Source organism: Thalassospira lohafexi, assembly GCF_002844275.1.
Classification (GTDB): domain Bacteria; phylum Pseudomonadota; class Alphaproteobacteria; order Rhodospirillales; family Thalassospiraceae; genus Thalassospira; species Thalassospira lohafexi.
Genome location: NZ_NXGX01000002.1, coordinates 208,945 through 229,326 on the forward strand (window position 1 = coordinate 208,945; position 20,382 = coordinate 229,326).

Consider the following 20,382-nt stretch of genomic DNA (forward strand, 5'->3'; position numbering starts at 1 on the left):
AATGGTTTCATCCATGTCGCCATTTTCCGTTTCTGCCTTTCGCCATTTGTTTGGCGCACAGATCACGTCCTTGGTTGGGACGGGCCTCACCACAGTTGCACTGTCACTTCTGGCATTTGATCTTGCCGGGGAGGACGCCGGGCTTGTTCTGGGCTCTGTTCTGGCGCTTAAAATGGTGGCGTATCTGCTGATTGCGCCGGTCGCGGGCGGTATTGCCCATCGGGTGCCGCGCCGGGCGTGGCTGGTCGGTTTGGATGTGCTGCGCGCCGCAATCGTTCTCTGTCTGCCGTTCGTTGACCAAATCTGGCAGATTTTCGTTCTGGTGTTTGTCATCAACGCGGCATCGGCCGGGTTTACACCGGTGTTTCAGGCCATCATCCCCGAAATACTTGATGACGAAAAAACATATACCAAGGGGCTGTCCTATGCCCGGTTTGCCTATGACCTTGAAAACCTTGCCAGTCCGGCAGTCGCCGCCGCCTTACTGTTTGTCTGGCAATTTGACAGCCTGTTTATCGTCAATTGCCTGACCTTTGTTGTCTCCGCCATCCTGATTGTTAGCGCTAACATCCCCGCTGCGGCTCAGACAGACCGGGTCGGCGGGTTTTACGAAAACACGCTGTTTGGCTTGGTGGCCTATCTTAAAACACCGCGCCTGCGGGGATTGCTTGCGGTCTATTTTGCGGTGTCATGCGTCGGTGCAATGATCATCGTCAACACCGTTGTTTTGACCCGATCTGTGCTGGGCGGCAGCGAAATCATGACAACGGTGTTTCTTGGCTGTGCCGGGGCGGGGTCGATGTGTGCCGCCTTCCTGATCCCCAAGGTGATTGACCAGCTTGGCGAACGCAGATTGATGTTATCTGGGATCGTGTTTGCCGCCGGGGCGATGCTGGTTGGGGGCATCAACATGATGCTCGGCTTTGGCAGTGCGGTTTTCTATGCCGTTCTGTGGGCCATTGCCGGGGCAGGGACAACATTTGCTCAAACACCCGGCGGCAGGCTGGTGCAACGTTCCGCCGCAGTCGGCGATAAATCGGCGTTCTTTGCGGCAAACTTTGCGCTGTCGCATGGTGGCTGGTTGGTAGCCTATGCCATGGTCGGCTGGCTGGGCGGCTTGGTTGATTTGTCCGTTGCCTTTCTGGCGTCGGGCAGCATGGCGTTGCTGGGGGTCGGGTTGGCCGTTTCAGTCTGGCCGCGCAAGGATCCGCTGGAAATTCATCACAGCCATCCGGGGTTTTGGCATGACCATCCCCATGACCATCATGACCCGCACCACACGCATGCACACCCGGGAACGCAAACCGATGCGGTTGATGCCAATGATCATACTCATGCGCATTCTGACGATGATGAACGCCATCGCCACGAACACTTCCACCCGCCGGTCACGCACAAGCATCGCTTTGTGATCGACAGCCACCACAGCCGCTGGCCGGTCGAAAGTGGCGAACAGGTCTAGTAACGCTTATGCCTTGCGCTGACGGCGCGCAACCACCCAGGCGCCGACACCGAAAATCCCGATGATAATGCCGATCCCGCCCAGAATGTCGGACATGCGGACATCATTGCGATAGGCATTGATCTCGGTGCGCAACGGCCCGACCTGCCGCGCAACCGCCCGGTTGATCAGGGCTGTCAAATCATCCTCAGACAGCCCCTTGATACCGACATTGCCATTACCCGCAACGGCATTGGTGTCGTCATCTGCGCGGGCAGGCGAAGCCGTGGGGGTGGTATCGGTCAAGGGTGCCGCGTCATGCAGGGCGCTAACCGTGATGGCGTCGCCATCTTTTGCCTCGGGCAGGGTTTCTAAAAACTCGGTTTTGGGCAGTGCAAAACTTGCGATATGCCCATCCCCTGTATCGGCGAAAACGGCATAATCGGCCCGGTGGCTGACGCGCAGGGCAAAACCGCCATCAGTGTCGGCTGTGGTCGTCAAAAGGGCGGTGTCAGAACCATCCTTTAGCGTCACGGTCGCATTGCGCGCCCGCGTGCCGCCGGTAAAATAGACATATCCCTCAATCACTTCGCCGTCGCTGATCGCAAAGACATTTAAGTTATGCGCCTGTGCCACGCCAACCGGCAGAACAAGCAGCAAGGTCAGGAGACTTAAGAATTTGCGATAGGGTGAGGTCATCGGGATTGCCTGTTTTATGGATGTCGCAACGGAAAATGGCGGGCAGGAACCTGCCCGCATTTCACGCCAATCAGTTCATTGCGTCGGTTTTCACCCAGATCACACCACCACGCTCGACAGGAACTTGTTCATCGCTGTTGGGGGCGGCCATCGTGCCGTCTTCGATCAATGCGGCAAACACCCACCAGCCATCCTTTGGCATGGCGTAATGGAAAATGCCGTTGGCATCAGCCTTAATCACCTGTGTGGCAAATGTCGCATTGGGCAAGGTGACACTGCCGTCATTGGCATATTCAACTTCGACCTCGGCAAACGGGACGGGGGCGCCATTGTGGCGCACCATTCCGGAAAACACATTGCCGGTCCAAATGCCATACGGCCGGGTCAGCGGTTCGATCTCGACCGGAAAACCGACCATCTGGTCCCAGTCTTCGCCTGCGTCAAAGGCATCAATGACGGTCTTGGTATATTGAATGATGTATTTGCCTTCTGCTGGCTCAAAGTAAGGAACCGGCTCAAGGTAAAAGGCGTACCCCCCCGGTGCCTTAATAGTCGTCTTGGCGTCAAATGCGCCCTTGCCATCCACCGTCTTGGCGGTCAGCGACGACATAAGGTCGGTTTTTTCCCCATTGTGCTGCACACCAAACTGCAACGGTGTGAACATTTCCATCGCCGGGCCATTGGTCATCGGATGGGTGAAGGTCAGATCAAATGTCACCTGCGTCCCGCTGTCCTGATCGACCACATTGGCCGACGGGATCATTTTCTGAAAATGCGCCTGCGCCGTGCCAACGACGGCGGTACTCAAGGCCAGAGTAAGGGCAAGTTTGGGTAAAAAGCCGCTGGGCAGGGACATTGTGCAATCCTTTGTTATGAAGTCTTTTACGCGAACAATTTCAGATCGTTCTATGCCCTTTGAAATAAAGTAAATCATACAAAAACGCAAAAGGTATGAATCGTTATTTTGTGACGTCACCGTCAGTGCCCTGCATCAAACACACTTTGCATTCGGTGTTTTTACGGTATCGTGCTTGCAAAATCACAGGGTGTGCTGCGAAAAGGGAATTGTATGAGGATTGTATATGTATCGCCAAATGCGCAGGAATGCTGGATTGATGCCGCATGGCGATCGACCAAATCCCTTGATGTGGCGGTCAAGGACAGCATGCCGGGCGACCTGATCCGGCTTGTTGCAGGGGATTACCCCCTTTCCGAGCCATTGGTCTTCCCGCGAAGCGGTCACGAAGGAGCCCCGATCATCCTGCGCGGGGATACCGGATCGCAACTAAAAGTGAATAATAAGCCGGATTATTCAGTTTCAGCGAATAATCCCGGCCGCGACCGGTTCGCGGCATTTAAGCTGATTGATGTCGCCCATATCCGGATCGAGAACCTGTCGATCATCCGCTCCTGGCCAAGTGCGGTCTATATCGAAAACAGCCATGATCTATGCTTCACCGGGCTTGATATCACGGCGGGCACCTATGCGGTGTATGCCAACGGTGTCACAACGCAAGCCATTGAAATTACACAATGTCGCTGGACACAGGATGATGAAATCTGGCGCGCCATTCGCTGGGATGACATCCATGATGGCAACATTCACCCCGACGGAAAAGCCCCGTTTCGCTATCTCAACGGCGCGTTTTTTGGGGCCGATGACATCACAGGCAACGTCCTGATCGCGCGCAATGACATCCGCGATTGTTACAATGGTGTCCGGATGGATGTGTCCGCCGAAAACCTTGCCGCCCCCATCGGCAGTTTTAACCGCGACGTTCGCATTTTTGATAATAATTTCAGTTATATACGCGACAATCCGGTCGAGCCCGAAGCCACCGCAGTTGGCTGGTGGATTGGGCGAAACCGGTTTTACAATTGCCATAAACTGTTTTCACAAGACGGTGTGCGCGGCGGTTTCTGGTACTATTTTGGCAATATCTGCTGGTTCGATAGCCGCCCGGGACCCGAAGGCGATGAATATAACGGCGGGGCGGTGTTTAAGCTGGGCAAAGGCGGCACAGTGCCGCAGCCTGACTTCATATCAGCCTGCTTTCACAACAGCTTTTTCCTGCGCCAGAAATACATCAAAAAGGGCACAACACGCGGGTTGATCAATGCGCGCAATGCGATTGAGCATGCGGACCCATCCGCTTTGCCAACCGACTTTATGCCAGCCGATCAGACGTTTTTTGGCGATGCCGATGGCCTTCAACTGTCTGCAGAGGCACCGTTGCCGGTGATATTTTCCGGCGATCTGGCGAACCACGCAACCTATCCGGCCGTTTTTGACCGCTATCCGGGCGTGCTTGCCGATCCAAGAAGTGCGCAAACGCCGCTTTTTGAGGATGGTTTGGCCGGGCGGTTTGATCTGCGCCGCGCATATCAGACACCATATGACAGCAACCTTGCGATCCCGATGCCTGATGGAACCGTTTGGACAGGTCATCAGGATCAGTGGCCCGGCGCGATTACAGATGGGAAACGCTATGGGGGACCGGAATTTGTTGCCGTCAATCTTGAATATGTTCGCGAACTTTTGAACACGCGGGATTAAGACAGCGCCATAGAGGGCCAGAACCACGACGTTGCCGTTAGGGCCGTCATTGGGCGTGTCATGGTGACGTAAGCGTAAATAGGTTGACTGGTATGTCTTAATGTTGCGATGGTGTCGCATGGTCTTTAACAAACAAGAAAAATCATGAACGATAAGCTTTATAGTATTACCGAGCTGGCCGAAGAGTTTGACATCACGCCGCGCGCAATCCGTTTTTACGAAACCAAAAACCTGCTTGCCCCGCAGCGTGCAGGGGCCACGCGTGTTTACAACTACCGTGACCGGGCACGCTTGATGCTGGTTTTGCGCGGCAAACGGCTTGGCTTTTCGCTTGAGGATATCAAGGAATACATCGATCTTTATGATGCCGAGCGGAGCGGGACAGAGCAACTTGCACATTTGATGCTGGTCGGGCGTCGCCGTATTTCCGAGCTTGAACAGCAGCTTGATGACGTTCAAACAACGCTGGGCGAACTCCGCAAGATTGAGCGTGAGGCGGCAGATGCGCTGACGCAAAAGGGCATTGATCCGGAAAAGGCGCTTTTGGATATCCGGTCTAAATTGGCGATGGAAACCGTATAAGCAGATCCAAGACAAACGCATCTAGCGATATGTCCGATACGCAAAAAGCCCGGCATTTGAGCCGGGCTTTTGTGTTTGGGCGACAGTTTTTCTATTGCGGGTCACGCTGCAAGGGCAGGGTGACTTCAAAGACTTCTTCGTCGGCGAGATACTTGCGGCTAAAGCCGAGTTTTTCACACAGTGTCAGCATGCGCCGGTTGTTGGGCAGGACCTGACCAATGAAGGTTTCCGTCCCCTTGCGGCGGCAAAACTCGATCATTTGTTCCATCAGTACCCGACCAAGACCGCGCCCCTTGATGTCGGACCGGACCATGACGGCGTATTCGGCGTGTTCATTGTTCGGATCAATGACAACCTGCACCATGCCGTGGATTTGGCCTTGTTCCGGGCCATCGGGCACAATGGCGAGAAACGCCATGTCACGGTCGTAATCAAGCTGTGTCTGGCGCGCCATTTCGGAATGGGGCAATTCACGCACCGACCCGAAGAACCTAAAGTGAATGTCTTCGGGGGTGAGTTTTGACATGAACTCATAGTGCGCCGGTTCGTCTTCGGGTTTGATCGGACGTAGCAAATAGGTCGTGCCGTCATCCAGAACCAGTTCCTTTTTCAGATGCCGAGGATAGGGATGAATGGCCAGACGCTTATCATCGCTGATGACTTTTGGTGTGACCTTGATCCGGGCATCAAGGGCGATGACACCGTCCTTATCGGCAAGCAACGGGTTCATATCAAGTTCGAGGACTTCGCCAAGATGCACCACAAGCTGCGACAATTTGACCAGCGTCATATAGAGGTCTTCAAGGTTGACCGCCGGGACGTCGCGGTAACCTTTCAGAAGGTTATAAATCCGCGTGCCTTCAACAAGTTCGCGGGCAAGCTTCATGTTTAATGGTGGTAAGGCCATCGCGCGGTCACGCACGACTTCGACTTCAACCCCACCATGACCAAACAGGATCACCGGGCCAAAAATCGGATCGGTGGTCATGCCAACAATCAATTCGCGCGCACCGGATCGCTTGACCATTTCCTGTACGGTAAAGCCGCGCACCCGCGCGGTCGGGAAGGCCTTTTTAACGGTACGCAACATCTTGGTCGCCGCGTTTTTAACCTCGTCACTGCTGTCAAGGTTGAGCGCCACACCCCCGATATCCGATTTATGGCTGATGTCATCTGACAGGATTTTTAGGGCAACTGGATAGCCAATGTCGTCAGCCGTTTTGACAGCATCTTCGACAGAGGTGGCTGCGAGTGTTTTAACCGTTGGGATGCCGTAGCATTCCAAGACAGCTTTGGCTTCGGGTTCGGTCAGCATGTCGCGCCCGGCGTGAATGGCGGCATGAATGATTTGGCGCGCCTTGTCGATTTGCGGGGTAAAGTCGCGCGGCATCGAAGGCGGCGTTTCCATCAGCAGGTCTTGCAGTTTGCGGTAATTGACCATGTGCTGGAAGGCGGCGACGGCATTTTCCGGCGTGCGATATGTCGGGATGCCTGCGGCATAGAACATGTTGCGGGCTTCGGCGACGGTGGCTTCGCCGACCCAGTTGGTCAGGATGTTTTTCTTACTGGTTTTAATAACGTCAATTACGCCCTGCGCGACTTCGACCGGATCGGTAATCGCGGTTGGGGCATGCATGACCAAAAGGCTGTCGATGTTGCTGTCTTTTAAAACGCACTCAATTGTTTTGGCATAACGTTCGCCCGGCGCATCCCCAATGATATCGACCGGGTTGGCGTGCGACCATGTGCTGGGCAAAACATCATCAAGCGCGCTGATGGTGTCGTCACTCAACTGTGCCAGATGGCCATGGCGTTCAATCAGGGCATCGACGGCCAAAACCCCGATGCCGCCACCATTGGTGACAATGCCCAGTTTATCGCCCCGGAACGGACGCATGCGCGACAGTGTCTCGGCGGCTGAGAACATTTCGCTGACGGTGTAAACACGCAAGACACCCGCACGCTTGATCGCTGCATCAAACACATCATCGGCCCCGGCCAGCGCGCCCGTATGAGACGCGGCAGCCGCCGCACCCTCGGCAAAGCGGCCAGACTTGATACACAGGATCGGCTTATTGCGGGATGCCGCACGGGCAGCTGAGATAAAGCTTCGGCGTTCATGAATGGATTCGATATAAAGCATGATCGCACGGGTTTGTGGATCAGACCCGAGATAGTCGATGACATCGCCAAAATCGACATCGTCGCATTCACCCAAAGATATGAAATGCGAAAAGCCAATGCCGCGCGCGGCAGCCCAGTCAAGCACAGCGGTACACAGCGCACCGGACTGTGACACAAAGGCGATTTTACCATTTTCAATGCTTTGGTGGCTGAAGCTGGCGTTTAGACCAATGCCCGGAACCATAAGGCCGAGACAGTTCGGGCCAAGAAGGCGCATTTTGCGGCTTGCGGCAATGTCGAGCATTGCCTGTTTGATGCTGCGCGTCTCATCAAAGGGTTCCGCGCCAAGCCCGGCAGTCAGGACAATCGCCGCAAGGCATCCTTTGTCGGCAAGGCATTCCATGGTCGGGACAACGGCCTGTGGCGGCACGCAAATTACCGCAAGTTCCGGTGTCACCGGGAGGCTGTTGACATCAGGATAGGCCAGGACACCGCCAATCGATTGACTGTGCGGATTGACCGGCATGATCGGCCCTTTAAAGCCACCAGCCAGAAGGTTCCGCATCATGACCTGCCCAACAGAATGGGGGCGGTTTGATGCGCCAATGACGGCAACAGATTTGGGTTTAAACAGATGGTCGAGGTTGATCGTGCTCATGGCCGTGTTCCCGCGTTATGTCTGGGGCCGGTTCAGTGCATCCGCCAATGCGTCTATGGTCGTGACGGCGTTTTGACCGATGCTATTGTTTCAGCTGCGAGATCGTATGTCAGGCCAAATTATATTGATTTGCTTTGCATCAATAAAGCACTGAAGTGACAAAGTTTTTATGGAGTTGTCACATATCTGTCCGGGCGGGTGAGGTGCTGCGTGTGCTCATCAGTGCATATGACCACGATGGCTGTCGTCGTCATAACGTTCCGATTGCTCGATCCATTGTTCGACTTCATCGGCACTTTGCATCGCCAGTGCGATTTCAAGATCATTTTGAACATGGGCAAGATTGTCAAACATCGGGCACCAGCCGAAGGCCTGAATGCGGGGATCGGTATTTGATGAAATTGTAAACAATTCCCCGTCAATCGGATGAACCATGCCGTGAATGACGTCTTGTTCACCGATAATCAACCAGCCCTGACTGGCGCCAGACAGCGTGCCGAGCTTGACTTCACGCAGTTCAATTTTCACTGTTTTCATGGTGATGCGTTCCCGTAAGATCAGGCGGCTAAAAACAAAAGGGACCGAACATAAAGTTCGGTCCCTTTTTAATTGGCTCCGGCAGCAGGACTCGAACCTGCGACCCAATGATTAACAGTCATTTGCTCTACCAACTGAGCTATGCCGGATCAGGTACGCACCCCGTTTGAAGCGCGTGGCAGGTGTATAATCAAACGACCCAAACCCCGCAAGACCTTTTTACGAAAAAAGGGCCAATTCTTTGTCTTTTTGCGAATTTTCACGCCAATGGCGCGCCGGGGTTAATCCGTTGGCGTTTATATGTCGAAATATGGTTGAGGCCGATTGAGGGGGCGATGGTGCGATATTACATTGCCGATGGCACTTACGGCTGTTTTTGACTGCAGGAAGTGCTGTTAAGTGTGGACCCTATGAATACGGTGCCAAAGGTCGGGCATCGGCCCATTGCAGTTAAATTTGATCAAACCTGAATGTACAACTCATGGGGATATGCCGCACACATGCGCACGAACAAAGTCGGGTAGGGTGTCTTTTGAAACAGCAAAGCGCTGTTTTGGTCCAGAATGCAAAAAACCCCGGAACAAAGTTCCAGGGTTTTTTGGCTCCGGCAGCAGGACTCGAACCTGCGACCCAATGATTAACAGTCATTTGCTCTACCAACTGAGCTATGCCGGATCAGTGGAGGCGCGAGCCGGAATCGAACCGGCGTGCAAGGATTTGCAGTCCTCTGCGTAACCACTCCGCCATCGCGCCTTAGCGTTGGCTGGCCGGTGTATAGCCCCATCGAATACGACCCGTCAAGCACCCAATTCCAGATTTTTCGACCAGCGTGTTGATTTCATGCCCAAAACAGAAAAAAGCGCCCGGAAAGCAATCCCGGGCGCCTTGAATGACATCGCCATCGTGTTTGCCGACAACGATTTTATTTTGCTTCGTTGCGATCGAAATCATGGTCATCAATGCAATCAGAGTTTCTCAAATGTTGTCAAAAGCACGAAATTCCAGCATCGGCTGAATTTTCGAAATTTGATGGGGTTGAATGCGCGTCAGGAGCGCCGTGACGTACTTATATTGTGGTTTTTATTGTGCAATTGCTGCTTTGCCATTGATCGGATGTTGTCAGGTGCTTATGTGCTGACTATAAACAGGGCAATGATCGCAAGCGGCTTTGGGGACGATAAAGACGGTTGCGGTGTTTTTCTCGCGAGAATTTTCAGGTCAGATAAACATGGATTACCAAATCGCGCGCCATAACATGGTGGAAAATCAGGTTCGGACCAACAAGGTCACCGATCCCTTGGTCATTGCTGCGATGGAGGAAGTTCCACGCGAACTGTTCCTGCCCGAAGCAAAACGCGGCGTTGCTTATGTCGACGAAGATATCGCCGTTGGCGGCGGTCGCTATGCAATGGAGCCGATGGTGATCGCGCGCCTGATGCAGTGTGCCGAAATTGCCGAGACGGATGTCGCCCTTATTATTGGTGCCGGCTACGGTTATGGCGCAGCACTTCTGTCGCGCGTCGCTGAAACGGTTGTCGCTGTTGAAAGCGATAAGGATATGACCGCTTCGGCCGAGGCGACCTTCCAGAGTGCCAACTATGACAATGTCATTGTTGTCGAAGGCGATCTGGCCGCTGGCTATCCCAATCAGGCACCTTATAACGTGATCGTGTTTGACGGTGCGGTAACGGAAGTTCCGGCAGGCGTTCTTGAACAGGTTTCAGAAGGCGGTCGTCTTCTGGCGGTTGTGCGCGCCGAGGGCAAAGTCGGGATTGCGCGTCTTTATGAGCGTGAGAACGGTGTTATTGGTCATCGCGATCTGTTTGATGCCAACATCCCGTATCTTCCGGGATTTGAGCCGACCGAGAGCTTTGTGTTCTAATTTGATATTCGGAATGCCCGGCTTTGGTCGGGCATCTCTTTTTGCGTATGTACAACAGGTTGTCCTAAATGGTCCGAGACATAAGTTGTCGTGAACTTGCTGCCAGCCTTTCGGGTGAACAGCCTTTGGACGTGTTGGACGTACGTGAAGACTGGGAAGTTGAAATTTGCATAATTGATCGTGCCCGGCATATTCCGTTATCGGAGTTGCAGGTCAGGGTCGGGGAGTTGTCGCCAGAAAAACCACTGGCGGTGATTTGTCATCATGGCGTTCGCAGTCGCCATGCGGGCATGCTCCTTGAAGAATGCGGATTTAAAGATGTTTTTAATGTTAGTGGCGGTATAGATATCTGGGCGCTTGAAGTAGAGCCGGATATGACACGCTACGATTGATGGTCGTGACGACGGAAAAAGAGGCAAAATACTTTTTTTGGGTACAAGCGCCTCTTTTGTTGGAAATTTTTCGTTCCGTCGTTACCATACGTGAAACTGCGCCGGGGTCGGGACTTGGTGTTGGATTTTACAAGGGTAGATAAATGATAAAACGGTTCTTGCTGACCTGCAGTATTTTGGCAACCGGGGGACTGGTTGCGCATGGCGCATCTGCAGAAAGCCTCGAGGACGCTCTTATTAAGGCATACCAGAGCAACCCGACACTTGAATCCGGTCGTGCTGCATTGCGCTCGACCGATGAAGAAATTTCGCAGGCGCTGTCGAACTGGCGTCCCAGCGTATCGCTGAATGGCGATGCCGGTTTTCGTGAAAACGAAACTGAAGTCAACGGGACGGAGACGGATAACAGTCTCACACCTTATACCGTTGGTCTGAATGTGACGCAGCCGCTGTATCGTGGTGGGCGGACGACTGCTGAAACCGACCGTGCAGAATCACGTATTCAGGCGCAACGTGCTTCGCTTCGCTCGACCGAGCAGGATGTGATGTTGCAGGTCTCAACGGCATATTTCAATGTGCTGCGTGATACTGCTGTTGTTGAACTGAACCAGAACAATACGCGCGTTCTTGATCGTCAGCTTGAGGCGACCCGTGATCGTTTTGAAGTTGGTGAAGTGACACGTACGGACGTATCGCAGGCCGAGGCACGTCTTGCTGGATCCAAAGCCGATCTGATTTCGGCACAGGGTGCGTTGGCAAATACGCGTGCGCAGTATGAGCGCCTGGTGGGTAATCCGCCGTCCAATCTTGAAATTCCAAACTCGCTTGCGGGCTTGCCGACCAGTGTTGCCGATGTTTTGGCAATCGCGCAGGATCAGCATCCTGATGTTTTGCAGGCCATTTATACCGAAGAAGCGGCAAAATCAGATATCAGTCTGAGCGAAGGTTCGCTGTATCCGGAAGTCAGTCTTTCGGCCGGTGTTGAACGTGCATATGAAGCATCTAACGAGGATATGACGGTCGACAGTGCGGACATCATCGCATCGGTTTCGGTTCCGCTGTATCAGCAGGGGGCTGTTTATTCCTCTGTACGTGCTGCCAAGCAGACCGCAGGGCAGGCACGTGTGCAGGTGGACGAAGCCCGCCGGGCTGTGATTGAAAATGCGACCAGTGCGTGGGAAACGCTTGTGACTGCGCGTGCACGGATCGAGTCTCAGCAGGCGCAGGTTTCTTCGGCTGAAGTTGCTCTTGATGGTGTTCAGCGTGAGGCCTCTGTCGGGTCGCGTACGGTTCTTGATGTCCTTGATCAGGAACAGGAACTTTTGCAGGCACGTGTTGATCTTGTTGGATCGCGCCGTGATGCTGCCGTGGCTGAATTCCAGGTTAAGGCCGCCATGGGCGCATTGAATGCGCAGGTGCTTGGCCTGCCTGTGGACGTTTATGACACTGAGTCCAACTATAATAAAGTCAAGGACCAGTGGTGGGGAACAGACTGACCTGTTAGGGCGCCAGGACGGGATTCTTTTGTATCCCGTCCGCACCAGGGGACGGATCGGTCTGGGTAATGACACTAGTGCGGAAGTTTAATTATGAGTGACGGGCAACAAGAACCTTCAATGGAGGACATCCTCCAGTCCATCCGCAAAATTCTTGCCGATGAGGGGGATGAAGAAAAACAGGAAGCCGCTCCTGAACCCGAACCAACGCCAGAGCCGGAACCAGAACCGGAGCCCGAACCCGCGCCAGAACCTGAGCCGGAAGAAGAAATTGACGAGCTCGTTCTTGATGAAGAGCCCGAAGAGCTTGAGTTTGACGAAGAACCCGAAGAACTTGAACTTGACGAGCCCGAAGAAGAGCTTGAACTTGATGACATGCTTGATTTTGATGAGACTCCGCTTGATGATGAGCCGGAGCCTGATCCCTTCGAAGACGAGTTTGAAGAACCAGAGCCAGAACCATCGATCCCGGCTGTCTATGACGACGAAGACGATGATGAGCCGCTTATTTCCAATTTGACGGAATCAACGGCCACCGGGACCATTTCGGAACTGGCGCAAGCTGTTGCAAAGAAACGCGCAGTTGCTCTTGGGCTTAACGCAGGTCACATCACGCTTGAAGATTTGGTGCGCGATATGCTGCGCCCGCTTCTTAAGGAATGGCTTGACGAAAACCTGCCCTATATGATCGAACGCCTTGTGAAAAAAGAAATCGAGCGGATTGTGAACCGCGCCGAAGACTTGTAGGCGAGCCGATATTCGAATTTAAGCGGCGCGCCCAAGGTGCGCCGCTTTTTCTTTGTAAGATTGATGAAAACCCGCAGCGGACAAAAGACCATGTTGGAGAAGACCTACAGCCCGGCCGACGTTGAAGGCAGACTTTACGATAAATGGGAAAAATCGGGGGCATTTGCCAGCGATTCGGCGTCAAAAGCCGATCCCTATGTCATCATGATGCCGCCGCCCAACGTGACCGGCAGCCTCCATATGGGGCATGCGCTGACCTTTACGCTTCAGGACATTCTTGTGCGTTATAACCGTATGAACGGTAAGGATACCCTGTGGCAGCCCGGCACTGACCACGCAGGCATCGCAACCCAGATGGTTGTTGAACGCCAGCTTGGCGAACAGAACGTCACGCGCCATGACCTTGGCCGTGAAAAGTTCATCGAAAAAGTCTGGGAATGGAAAGAACAGTCGGGTGGCACCATCACCAATCAGCTGCGCCGCCTTGGCGCGTCGCCTGATTGGCAGCGTGAACGTTTCACCATGGACGAAGGCCTTTCGGCGGCTGTGCGCAAAGTGTTCGTGACTTTGCACAAACAGGACCTGATTTACCGTGACAAGCGTCTGGTGAACTGGGATCCGAAGCTTCTGACGGCGATTTCCGATCTTGAAGTCGTTCAGAAAGAGGTCAAAGGCCATTACTGGCATTTCAAATACCCGATCGAAGGCCGGGACGGTGAGTTTATCACTGTTGCCACCACGCGTCCGGAAACCATGCTGGGTGATACCGGTGTTGCGGTTCATCCCGATGATGAACGTTATCAGGACCTGATTGGTCAGTATTGCATTCTGCCCATCGTTGGGCGCCGGATTAAAATCGTTGCCGATGAATATGCCGATCCTGAAAAAGGGTCCGGTGCGGTGAAAATCACCCCGGCGCACGATTTCAATGACTTTGAAGTTGGCAAACGCTGTGGTCTGGAAAAGATCAACATCCTTGATGACCATGCGTGCATCAACGATGAAGCGCCCGAGGAATATCGCGGTCTTGACCGATTTGAGGCGCGCAAGCTTCTTGTCGCGAAGATGGATGAGCTGGGCCTGCTTGAGAAAATCGAAGACACCGTTCACATGGTGCCTTATGGCGACCGTTCAAACGTTGTGATTGAGCCGTATCTGACCGACCAGTGGTTTGTGAATGCCGAAGTTCTGGCCAAGCCGGCGACTGAGGCGGTTGAAGACGGTCGCATCCGGTTCGTACCCAAGAACTGGGAAAACACCTATTTTGAATGGATGCGCAACATCCAGCCATGGTGTATTTCACGCCAATTGTGGTGGGGGCATCGTATCCCGGCATGGTTTGGCCCGGACGGCGAATTCTTTGTTGAAGAAACCGAAGAAGAAGCGATTGCCGCAGCCAAGGCCCATTACGGCAAAGACGTTGAACTGACTCAGGAAACTGACGTTCTTGATACGTGGTTCTCATCCGCCTTGTGGCCGTATTCGACCCTTGGCTGGCCCGACAAAACCCCGGAGCTTGATAAATATTATCCGGGTGACGTTTTGGTGACCGGGTTTGACATCATCTTCTTCTGGGTTGCCCGCATGATCATGATGGGCATGCATTTCATGGATGGGAAAATCCCGTTCAAGGATATCTATATCCATGCGCTGGTGCGTGATGAAAACGGCCAGAAGATGTCCAAATCCAAGGGCAATGTTATCGACCCGTTGGAACTCATTGACGAATATGGCTGTGATGCGCTGCGCTTTACCCTGACGGCTTTGGCCGCACAGGGGCGTGATATCAAGCTTGCGGCATCGCGGGTTGAGGGATACCGCAACTTTGCGACCAAGCTTTGGAATGCCGCACGCTTTGCCGAGATGAATGAATGCAAACCGGTGGATGGTTTTGATCCGGCGAACGTGAAATCGACCCTTGGCCGCTGGATCGTTGGTAAAACGGTTGAAGCATCCAAATCGGTTGGTGCAGGTATTGAAGCCTATCGCTTTAACGAGGCGGCAAGCAGTGCCTATCAGTTCGTCTGGGGGTCTTTCTGTGACTGGTATCTGGAACTGGCCAAGCCGGTTCTGATGGGCGATGACGAAGAGGCCAAGGCCGAAATCCGTGCGGTCACCGCATGGGTTCTTGATCAGATCCTTCTGATTTTGCATCCGGTCATGCCCTATATCACCGAAGAACTGTGGGACAAGATTTCTGATAACCGCAGCAGCATGCTGATGTCGGCAAGCTATCCGAAGTTTGACGAGACCCTGATTGATCGTGCGGCCGAGGCCGAAGTTGATCTGTCGATCCGTCTGATCGGTGACATCCGTGGTGTGCGTTCTGAAATGAATGTCCCCCCGGGGGCGGAGGTTCCGATTTATCTGGTCGATGCCACCGATGCGATGAAGGCTGCGGTGAGCGCGCAAGAAGCACAGGTTAAGCGTCTGGCACGTGTTGCCGAAATCGGCTTCAAGGGGCAGGGCGATATCGAAGCCATCGCCAAGGGGGCCATCCAGACCGTGGTTGACGGTGTGACCGTGTTTGTTTCGGTTGCTGATTTCATTGATGTGGCGGCTGAAAAGTCCCGTCTGGAAAAAGAAATCCAGGGCAAAGCCAAATACATCAAGGGTCAGGAAGGCAAACTGTCGAATGAAAACTTCATCAGCCGCGCGCCGGATCATATTGTGGCAACCGAGAAAGCCAAGCTTGAAGAAGCAAAAGATACGCTTGCCAAGCTGAACGAGGCATATGATCGTATTGCTGCAATGTAATGCGGCTTAAATAACGCGATGAAAAAAGGGTCAACCGAGTGGGGTTGGCCCTTTTTTCTTGGCTTGAATTGGCACCTTGCGCGCTGTGATAAAAATCTTCCCCTGTGCGGTAACGAATCGCATAGATTGTCGCCAACGTTATGCAAACGGTCTCGCGGCTTGGCTGATTTTTGGCTTTGGGTGCGGATCGTTGTTCCATCACTCCCGCAAGACTGCCGCGTGCCATGCTGATTGAAGAATGTCCCTTTATTGAACCGGTTGATGCCTATGGGGCTTTTGCGCCCTTTGCCGATAGCCATTTTCTCGATTCCGGGGACAGGGACCGCTATGCCTATATCGCGGTATCACCGTTTCATAAGCTAACAGCCAAGAACGGGCAGGTGACCCTTGATGGTTTTGCTGTGCCGGGCAACCCGTTTGATGTTTTGGGCGATCTCCTTGCACGGTATCGCCGCGAAAAACAGGAAGACCTGCCTCCGTTTCAGGGCGGCGTGGTCGGGTACTTTGGCTATGAATTGGCCCATCAGACCGAAACGCTTCCCGTTGCCGATGACGACTGGCTGGAAATGCCCGATATGGCCGTTGGTATTTATGATCTTGTGATTTCATTTGATCTGCACCAGCGCCGAATGTGGTTGATTTCAACGGGGATGCCTGCACCAGAAAACCAAGCACGCGCCCAACGTGCAGCTGAACGCATGACCATGTTGCGCAAGTATTTGCGGTTGGCCCGTCCGCTTTTTGATGTGCCCGATGTGCCGCACCAACCTGATATCACCACATGGGCGTCCAACTTTGATCCGGCTGCGTATCAGCATGCTGTGGGTAAAGTGATTGAGTACATCTTTGCCGGGGACATTTTTCAGGCAAATCTGTCGCAAAGTTTTCGGGCGGAATATGCCCAAGGTTCCATTCCGGAACGGTTCGGACTGTATCGCAGGCTATCGACTGTTAGTTCCGCGCCGTTTGGGGCCTTCCTGAATTTTGGCGATGTTGCGGTTCTGTCGAACTCGCCAGAACGGTTTTTAAAGGTGACGGACGGCGTTGTTGAAACACGCCCGATCAAGGGAACCCGCGCGCGCGGAGAAACCCCGATTTTAGATGCCGAACTGGCACAGGAATTAATGTTATCTGCAAAAGATCGCGCAGAGAACGTTATGATTATTGACCTTTTAAGAAATGATATTTCCAAGGTCTGTAAGCCGCATTCGGTCAAAACACCAACGATTTGCGCGCTTGAAAGCTATGCCAATGTGCATCATCTGGTATCGACTGTGACTGGCAAACTTGATGATGATGCAACAGCAATCGATCTTTTGGCTGCCTGTTTTCCCGGTGGATCGATTACGGGGGCTCCGAAAATACGTGCGATGGAAATCATCACCGAACTTGAACAAACTACACGCGGTGCATACTGCGGTGCGATCGGCTATATCGGGTTTGATGGCAGCATGGATACCAATATCGCCATTAGAACCATTTGCATGAACAAGGGTCGAATGGCATTTAACGTTGGTGGCGGCATTGTTGCGGACAGCCAACCGGACCATGAGTATGCCGAAACCATGGTCAAAGCCGCCAAAATGTTCGAAGCGCTGGGGATCGTCCGATGATCCTTTTGATCGATAATTATGACTCGTTTGTTTTCAATCTCGCCCGGTACCTGCGTGAGCTGGATCAGGAGGTTGAGGTCATCCGTAATGATGAAATCACCACCGATATGGTGCGCGAACGCTGTCCGGATGCGCTGGTGTTTTCGCCCGGTCCTTGCGGGCCAGATGAGGCAGGCAACAGCCTTGCGCTGATCCGGGATCTGTCCGGGGAGTTTGCCATGCTGGGCGTGTGTTTGGGGCACCAGTCGATTGCACAGGCGTTTGGCGGAAAGGTCAAGCGCGCCAAAAGACCAATACATGGCATGACATCGGATGTTGACCATGATGGTGATGGCATTTTTAACGACTTAAAGCAGCCGTTGCGCGTAACGCGCTATCATTCCCTGATTGTCGATTTGCCTGTTGATGGCAGTCTGGTGCAAACTGCGACCGGACCGGACGGGGAGGTGATGGCGTTTGCCCATACGGCGTTGCCGATTTATGGTGTTCAGTTCCATCCAGAAGCGGTCCTGACCGAACAGGGGCATGACTTGCTGGCCAATTTCCTTAAACTTGCGGCAGATCACAGAGCCACAAAGCGGAGTGCCATATGCAAGTCTGGTTGAATGGCACATATTTAAACGCGCAAGATGCGGTTATTCCTGCAACGGATCGCGGGTTTCTTTTGGGGGATGGTTTTTTTGAAACAATGCGTGCCCATCGTGGCACGGTTGCCTGGCTTCATGCGCACATGGAACGGCTGGCGGCACATGCCGCTGTGATCGGGCTGTCGTCACAGGTGTTGCCATCTGGTGATGATATTGCCGAAATTATTGCCACGCTGTGTCAGGGCAATGGATTGCAAAGTGCGGTTGTTCGCCTGTCTCTGTCGCGCGGAAGTGGTCAACGCGGCTTGTTGCCGCCGGAAAACCCAACGCCAACCATCATGGTGACAACAGCACCCTTTACGCCAGCTCCGTCATCTGACGGGTTGACGTTGATAACGGCGCAAAAAATCCGCCGTAATCCGTGGTCGGTTGCCGGAACAATCAAGAGCCTGAATTATCTTGATAACATCGTTGCCAAACAGGAGGCCCAACAGGCCGGGGCAGATGACGCATTGATCATGTCGGTGGACGGATCTGTGGCCGAAACCACGATTGCAAACCTGTTTGGGATCAAGGATGGGGCGCTTTGGACCCCGGACGGTACTACTGGTATTCTGTGCGGGCTGGCGCGTAGCTTTGTGATCAATTGTGCCAAGGCAAACGGCGTTGAAACCCGTTTTGACCCGAGAACACCACTTGAGCTGACCGAGATGGATATGCTGTTTACGGCCAATGCGTTGCAGGGAATGAGGCCGGTCATGGCCCTGGATGGGGCACCGATCGGGAATGCCAAACAACCCCAAGATATCTTTACCATGCTGACACGAATGGTGGAGGGTAATCTATGCAATGGTATAAGAGTTTAGAGTAAGTTAATAAACGGCTGTCAGTATCGCGTCCTTGCCTTAAGTTCAGGATTGCCGATGACCGCCCAAGCTGCCAAACCCGCCGTCCCACTAAGCCGTTTTGTCGATAGCCTGCGCAAGCATGCCGCAAATGGAAAAAAGCCGCATCTCGGGATTCTTAATATCCCGATGGATTTGCGCTTGGGAACAGAAGATTATCGGGCGATTACCCGTGATGCATTTCACCATTTGCCAGAAAACACGCAGGTCCATCGTCTTGAAAACGGGATGGTTGCCTTTGTGCGTGGCGGGAAATGGGCGGAAGGTGACGATAACTTTGTCGACCATGTTCGCGAGACCCTTTCCGATGTCATTGAACGGCAAGGTCTTGGCCATATACCCGACACGCTTTGGAACCGGTTCCAGTGGCCGATTGACGAGAAACAGGTCTTGGAATTACTGGGATTGCCAGCCATCGGGCATTTTTCAAATGAGCCATCCCAACGATTTGATATGGCGGAAATGCTGCGTGGTGCCGTGACGGTAGATGCGGTTTTCGATTCCTGTCGTCGCCAAGCCATCGTTGGCGTCCACGACAACAGTCGCGAAATTCTCGGCCATGAACTTTATTGTTCGCTTGATTATTTGCGTCAGCACCACCTTGCCAGTTTTCTGCTTGAAGGTCCCGGAGAGCTTGAAATCCTGTCGCGGGTCCTCGATGAAAAGGTCATGGATGTGACGCAATCGATTGCGTCATCGATTTTCCCGGATCGGCTGCATTTGAATATGCAGGTGCAAACGGTCTTGAGCGAAACATTCAGTGACTTTATCGGATCGGGGAATGGCAAGCTGATTGAGAATTTGGCAGTTGAGTTTTCGATGGAAAATGCGATTGCCAATTGGTGGGAGTTCGAAGATGCCTGCGCGTTTCTTAAATCAGTTGGGATTCGTGTTGGCCTAGATCGCATTACACTTCCGGCACTTGAATTTTTGTCGCCCAGAAAAATGAATGTCGATTTCGTCAAGGTGATCTGGGATCAGAACATTATCGGGTCACGCCGCACAGAAGTTACCGAGCGGCTCCGGGAATTTGCCAATCTGTTTGTTGATCAGAGCCTGATACTGACGCGGTGTGATAGCCGCACGGCCCTTCGTATGGGGCGCAGTCTTGGCGTTGAAGCGTTTCAGGGAACCTACATCGATGCGGTGCTTGGCCCGTATCTTAAGCAGGAATGCAAAACCCCAAAGCGATCATCAGACAAACGCTGCGCGGTTTGCCAATGGGCACCGCGTGAAGCCCGTAAAAACGGATGCGATTTCCATTTCCGGCTGGGGAAGGTTCTCTCAGAAGTCTAAACCGTGCGTTTAGGATGCGTTTGGTCGTGTTTTAACAGGTTTGACAAGCGCGCAGAGCTTTTCTAAAGTGCGGCGTACCTGATCAATTTTGATCAGGTTTGTCGTTGAA

The 20,382-nt window shown here is 53.3% G+C and carries 17 protein-coding genes and 3 tRNA genes; 13 read left to right on the plus strand and 7 right to left on the minus strand.

Annotated elements, in window-relative coordinates; translation table 11 throughout:
* Positions 1 to 13 precede the first annotated feature (13 nt).
* Positions 14 to 1,462 (plus strand): MFS transporter, encoded by a 1,449-nt coding sequence (locus COO92_RS04730; RefSeq protein ID WP_240626330.1) that lies wholly within the window; start codon positions 14 to 16, stop codon positions 1,460 to 1,462.
* Between the two features lie 6 nt (positions 1,463 to 1,468).
* Here the strand turns inward: COO92_RS04730 and COO92_RS04735 are convergent, their stop codons facing one another.
* Together COO92_RS04735 and COO92_RS04740 are read right to left on the minus strand one after the other, a co-directional pair.
* Positions 1,469 to 2,140 (minus strand): hypothetical protein, encoded by a 672-nt coding sequence (locus COO92_RS04735; RefSeq protein WP_133125044.1) that lies wholly within the window; start codon positions 2,138 to 2,140, stop codon positions 1,469 to 1,471.
* A gap of 70 nt (positions 2,141 to 2,210) precedes the next feature.
* On the minus strand, positions 2,211 to 2,996 hold the full coding sequence (locus COO92_RS04740; RefSeq protein WP_101300346.1) for a DUF4198 domain-containing protein: 786 nt from the start codon (positions 2,994 to 2,996) through the stop codon (positions 2,211 to 2,213).
* A gap of 213 nt (positions 2,997 to 3,209) precedes the next feature.
* Between COO92_RS04740 and COO92_RS04745 the strand changes: the two genes are divergently transcribed.
* Positions 3,210 to 4,697, plus strand: a complete 1,488-nt coding sequence (locus COO92_RS04745; RefSeq protein WP_101300348.1) for a hypothetical protein — start codon at positions 3,210 to 3,212, stop codon at positions 4,695 to 4,697.
* A gap of 144 nt (positions 4,698 to 4,841) precedes the next feature.
* Positions 4,842 to 5,279, plus strand: coding sequence for a MerR family transcriptional regulator (locus COO92_RS04750; protein ID WP_101300350.1), 438 nt, complete (start codon positions 4,842 to 4,844; stop codon positions 5,277 to 5,279).
* Positions 5,280 to 5,370: 91 nt separating this feature from the next.
* Here the strand turns inward: COO92_RS04750 and COO92_RS04755 are convergent, their stop codons facing one another.
* The 5 genes from COO92_RS04755 to COO92_RS04775 form a co-directional block, all read right to left on the minus strand.
* Positions 5,371 to 8,061, minus strand: coding sequence for a bifunctional acetate--CoA ligase family protein/GNAT family N-acetyltransferase (locus tag COO92_RS04755; RefSeq protein WP_101300351.1), 2,691 nt, complete (start codon positions 8,059 to 8,061; stop codon positions 5,371 to 5,373).
* A gap of 219 nt (positions 8,062 to 8,280) precedes the next feature.
* Positions 8,281 to 8,598, minus strand: a complete 318-nt coding sequence (locus COO92_RS04760; RefSeq protein ID WP_022730746.1) for a hypothetical protein — start codon at positions 8,596 to 8,598, stop codon at positions 8,281 to 8,283.
* Between the two features lie 73 nt (positions 8,599 to 8,671).
* Positions 8,672 to 8,747, minus strand: a tRNA-Asn gene (locus COO92_RS04765).
* A gap of 450 nt (positions 8,748 to 9,197) precedes the next feature.
* Positions 9,198 to 9,273 (minus strand) — tRNA-Asn (locus tag COO92_RS04770).
* A gap of 4 nt (positions 9,274 to 9,277) precedes the next feature.
* Positions 9,278 to 9,351, minus strand: a tRNA-Cys gene (locus COO92_RS04775).
* An 87-nt stretch (positions 9,352 to 9,438) separates the two neighbouring features.
* Here COO92_RS04775 and COO92_RS21960 point away from each other — a divergent pair.
* The 10 genes from COO92_RS21960 to COO92_RS04825 all read left to right on the plus strand — a co-directional run bounded on the left by COO92_RS21960 (position 9,439) and on the right by COO92_RS04825 (position 20,273).
* Complete coding sequence (locus tag COO92_RS21960) at positions 9,439 to 9,852, plus strand: hypothetical protein (protein WP_133125045.1); 414 nt, start codon at positions 9,439 to 9,441, stop codon at positions 9,850 to 9,852.
* On the plus strand, positions 9,827 to 10,480 hold the full coding sequence (locus COO92_RS04785) for a protein-L-isoaspartate O-methyltransferase family protein (protein ID WP_101300354.1): 654 nt from the start codon (positions 9,827 to 9,829) through the stop codon (positions 10,478 to 10,480). The genes COO92_RS21960 and COO92_RS04785 overlap by 26 nt, the downstream gene beginning before the upstream one ends.
* A gap of 68 nt (positions 10,481 to 10,548) precedes the next feature.
* Positions 10,549 to 10,872 (plus strand): rhodanese-like domain-containing protein, encoded by a 324-nt coding sequence (locus COO92_RS04790; RefSeq protein WP_101300356.1) that lies wholly within the window; start codon positions 10,549 to 10,551, stop codon positions 10,870 to 10,872.
* A gap of 143 nt (positions 10,873 to 11,015) precedes the next feature.
* Positions 11,016 to 12,368 (plus strand): TolC family outer membrane protein, encoded by a 1,353-nt coding sequence (locus COO92_RS04795; protein WP_101300357.1) that lies wholly within the window; start codon positions 11,016 to 11,018, stop codon positions 12,366 to 12,368.
* A 93-nt stretch (positions 12,369 to 12,461) separates the two neighbouring features.
* Complete coding sequence (locus COO92_RS04800; RefSeq protein ID WP_338063608.1) at positions 12,462 to 13,115, plus strand: DUF2497 domain-containing protein; 654 nt, start codon at positions 12,462 to 12,464, stop codon at positions 13,113 to 13,115.
* A gap of 90 nt (positions 13,116 to 13,205) precedes the next feature.
* Entirely contained in the window at positions 13,206 to 15,872 is a 2,667-nt protein-coding gene (locus COO92_RS04805) for a valine--tRNA ligase (RefSeq protein WP_101300926.1), read from the plus strand.
* A gap of 224 nt (positions 15,873 to 16,096) precedes the next feature.
* Entirely contained in the window at positions 16,097 to 17,485 is a 1,389-nt protein-coding gene (gene pabB / locus COO92_RS04810) for an aminodeoxychorismate synthase component I (RefSeq protein WP_101300359.1), read from the plus strand.
* On the plus strand, positions 17,482 to 18,090 hold the full coding sequence (locus COO92_RS04815; RefSeq protein ID WP_101300360.1) for an anthranilate synthase component II: 609 nt from the start codon (positions 17,482 to 17,484) through the stop codon (positions 18,088 to 18,090). Before pabB ends, COO92_RS04815 begins: the two co-directional genes overlap by 4 nt.
* Complete coding sequence (locus tag COO92_RS04820; RefSeq protein ID WP_101300362.1) at positions 18,075 to 18,938, plus strand: aminotransferase class IV; 864 nt, start codon at positions 18,075 to 18,077, stop codon at positions 18,936 to 18,938. The genes COO92_RS04815 and COO92_RS04820 overlap by 16 nt, the downstream gene beginning before the upstream one ends.
* 57 nt (positions 18,939 to 18,995) lie before the next feature.
* Positions 18,996 to 20,273: an EAL domain-containing protein gene (locus COO92_RS04825; RefSeq protein ID WP_101300363.1), complete on the plus strand. Its 1,278-nt coding sequence runs from the start codon at positions 18,996 to 18,998 to the stop codon at positions 20,271 to 20,273.
* The last annotated feature ends 109 nt before the right edge of the window (positions 20,274 to 20,382 follow it).

What these genes read in the sequence shown, in the direction of transcription:
- COO92_RS04790 (WP_101300356.1), top strand. Translation starts at nt 10,549, where the DNA reads ATGGTCCGAGACATAAGTTGTCGTGAACTTGCTGCCAGCCTTTCGGGT.
- COO92_RS04730 (WP_240626330.1), top strand. Translation starts at nt 14, where the DNA reads ATGTCGCCATTTTCCGTTTCTGCCTTTCGCCATTTGTTTGGCGCACAG.
- COO92_RS21960 (WP_133125045.1), top strand. Translation starts at nt 9,439, where the DNA reads ATGCCCAAAACAGAAAAAAGCGCCCGGAAAGCAATCCCGGGCGCCTTG.
- COO92_RS04745 (WP_101300348.1), top strand. Translation starts at nt 3,210, where the DNA reads ATGAGGATTGTATATGTATCGCCAAATGCGCAGGAATGCTGGATTGAT.
- COO92_RS04820 (WP_101300362.1), top strand. Translation starts at nt 18,075, where the DNA reads ATGCAAGTCTGGTTGAATGGCACATATTTAAACGCGCAAGATGCGGTT.
- COO92_RS04825 (WP_101300363.1), top strand. Translation starts at nt 18,996, where the DNA reads ATGACCGCCCAAGCTGCCAAACCCGCCGTCCCACTAAGCCGTTTTGTC.
- COO92_RS04815 (WP_101300360.1), top strand. Translation starts at nt 17,482, where the DNA reads ATGATCCTTTTGATCGATAATTATGACTCGTTTGTTTTCAATCTCGCC.
- COO92_RS04760 (WP_022730746.1), bottom strand. Translation starts at nt 8,598, where the DNA reads ATGAAAACAGTGAAAATTGAACTGCGTGAAGTCAAGCTCGGCACGCTG.
- COO92_RS04800 (WP_338063608.1), top strand. Translation starts at nt 12,462, where the DNA reads ATGAGTGACGGGCAACAAGAACCTTCAATGGAGGACATCCTCCAGTCC.
- COO92_RS04755 (WP_101300351.1), bottom strand. Translation starts at nt 8,061, where the DNA reads ATGAGCACGATCAACCTCGACCATCTGTTTAAACCCAAATCTGTTGCC.
- COO92_RS04740 (WP_101300346.1), bottom strand. Translation starts at nt 2,996, where the DNA reads ATGTCCCTGCCCAGCGGCTTTTTACCCAAACTTGCCCTTACTCTGGCC.
- COO92_RS04805 (WP_101300926.1), top strand. Translation starts at nt 13,206, where the DNA reads ATGTTGGAGAAGACCTACAGCCCGGCCGACGTTGAAGGCAGACTTTAC.
- COO92_RS04785 (WP_101300354.1), top strand. Translation starts at nt 9,827, where the DNA reads ATGGATTACCAAATCGCGCGCCATAACATGGTGGAAAATCAGGTTCGG.
- COO92_RS04735 (WP_133125044.1), bottom strand. Translation starts at nt 2,140, where the DNA reads ATGACCTCACCCTATCGCAAATTCTTAAGTCTCCTGACCTTGCTGCTT.
- COO92_RS04795 (WP_101300357.1), top strand. Translation starts at nt 11,016, where the DNA reads ATGATAAAACGGTTCTTGCTGACCTGCAGTATTTTGGCAACCGGGGGA.
- pabB (WP_101300359.1), top strand. Translation starts at nt 16,097, where the DNA reads ATGCTGATTGAAGAATGTCCCTTTATTGAACCGGTTGATGCCTATGGG.
- COO92_RS04750 (WP_101300350.1), top strand. Translation starts at nt 4,842, where the DNA reads ATGAACGATAAGCTTTATAGTATTACCGAGCTGGCCGAAGAGTTTGAC.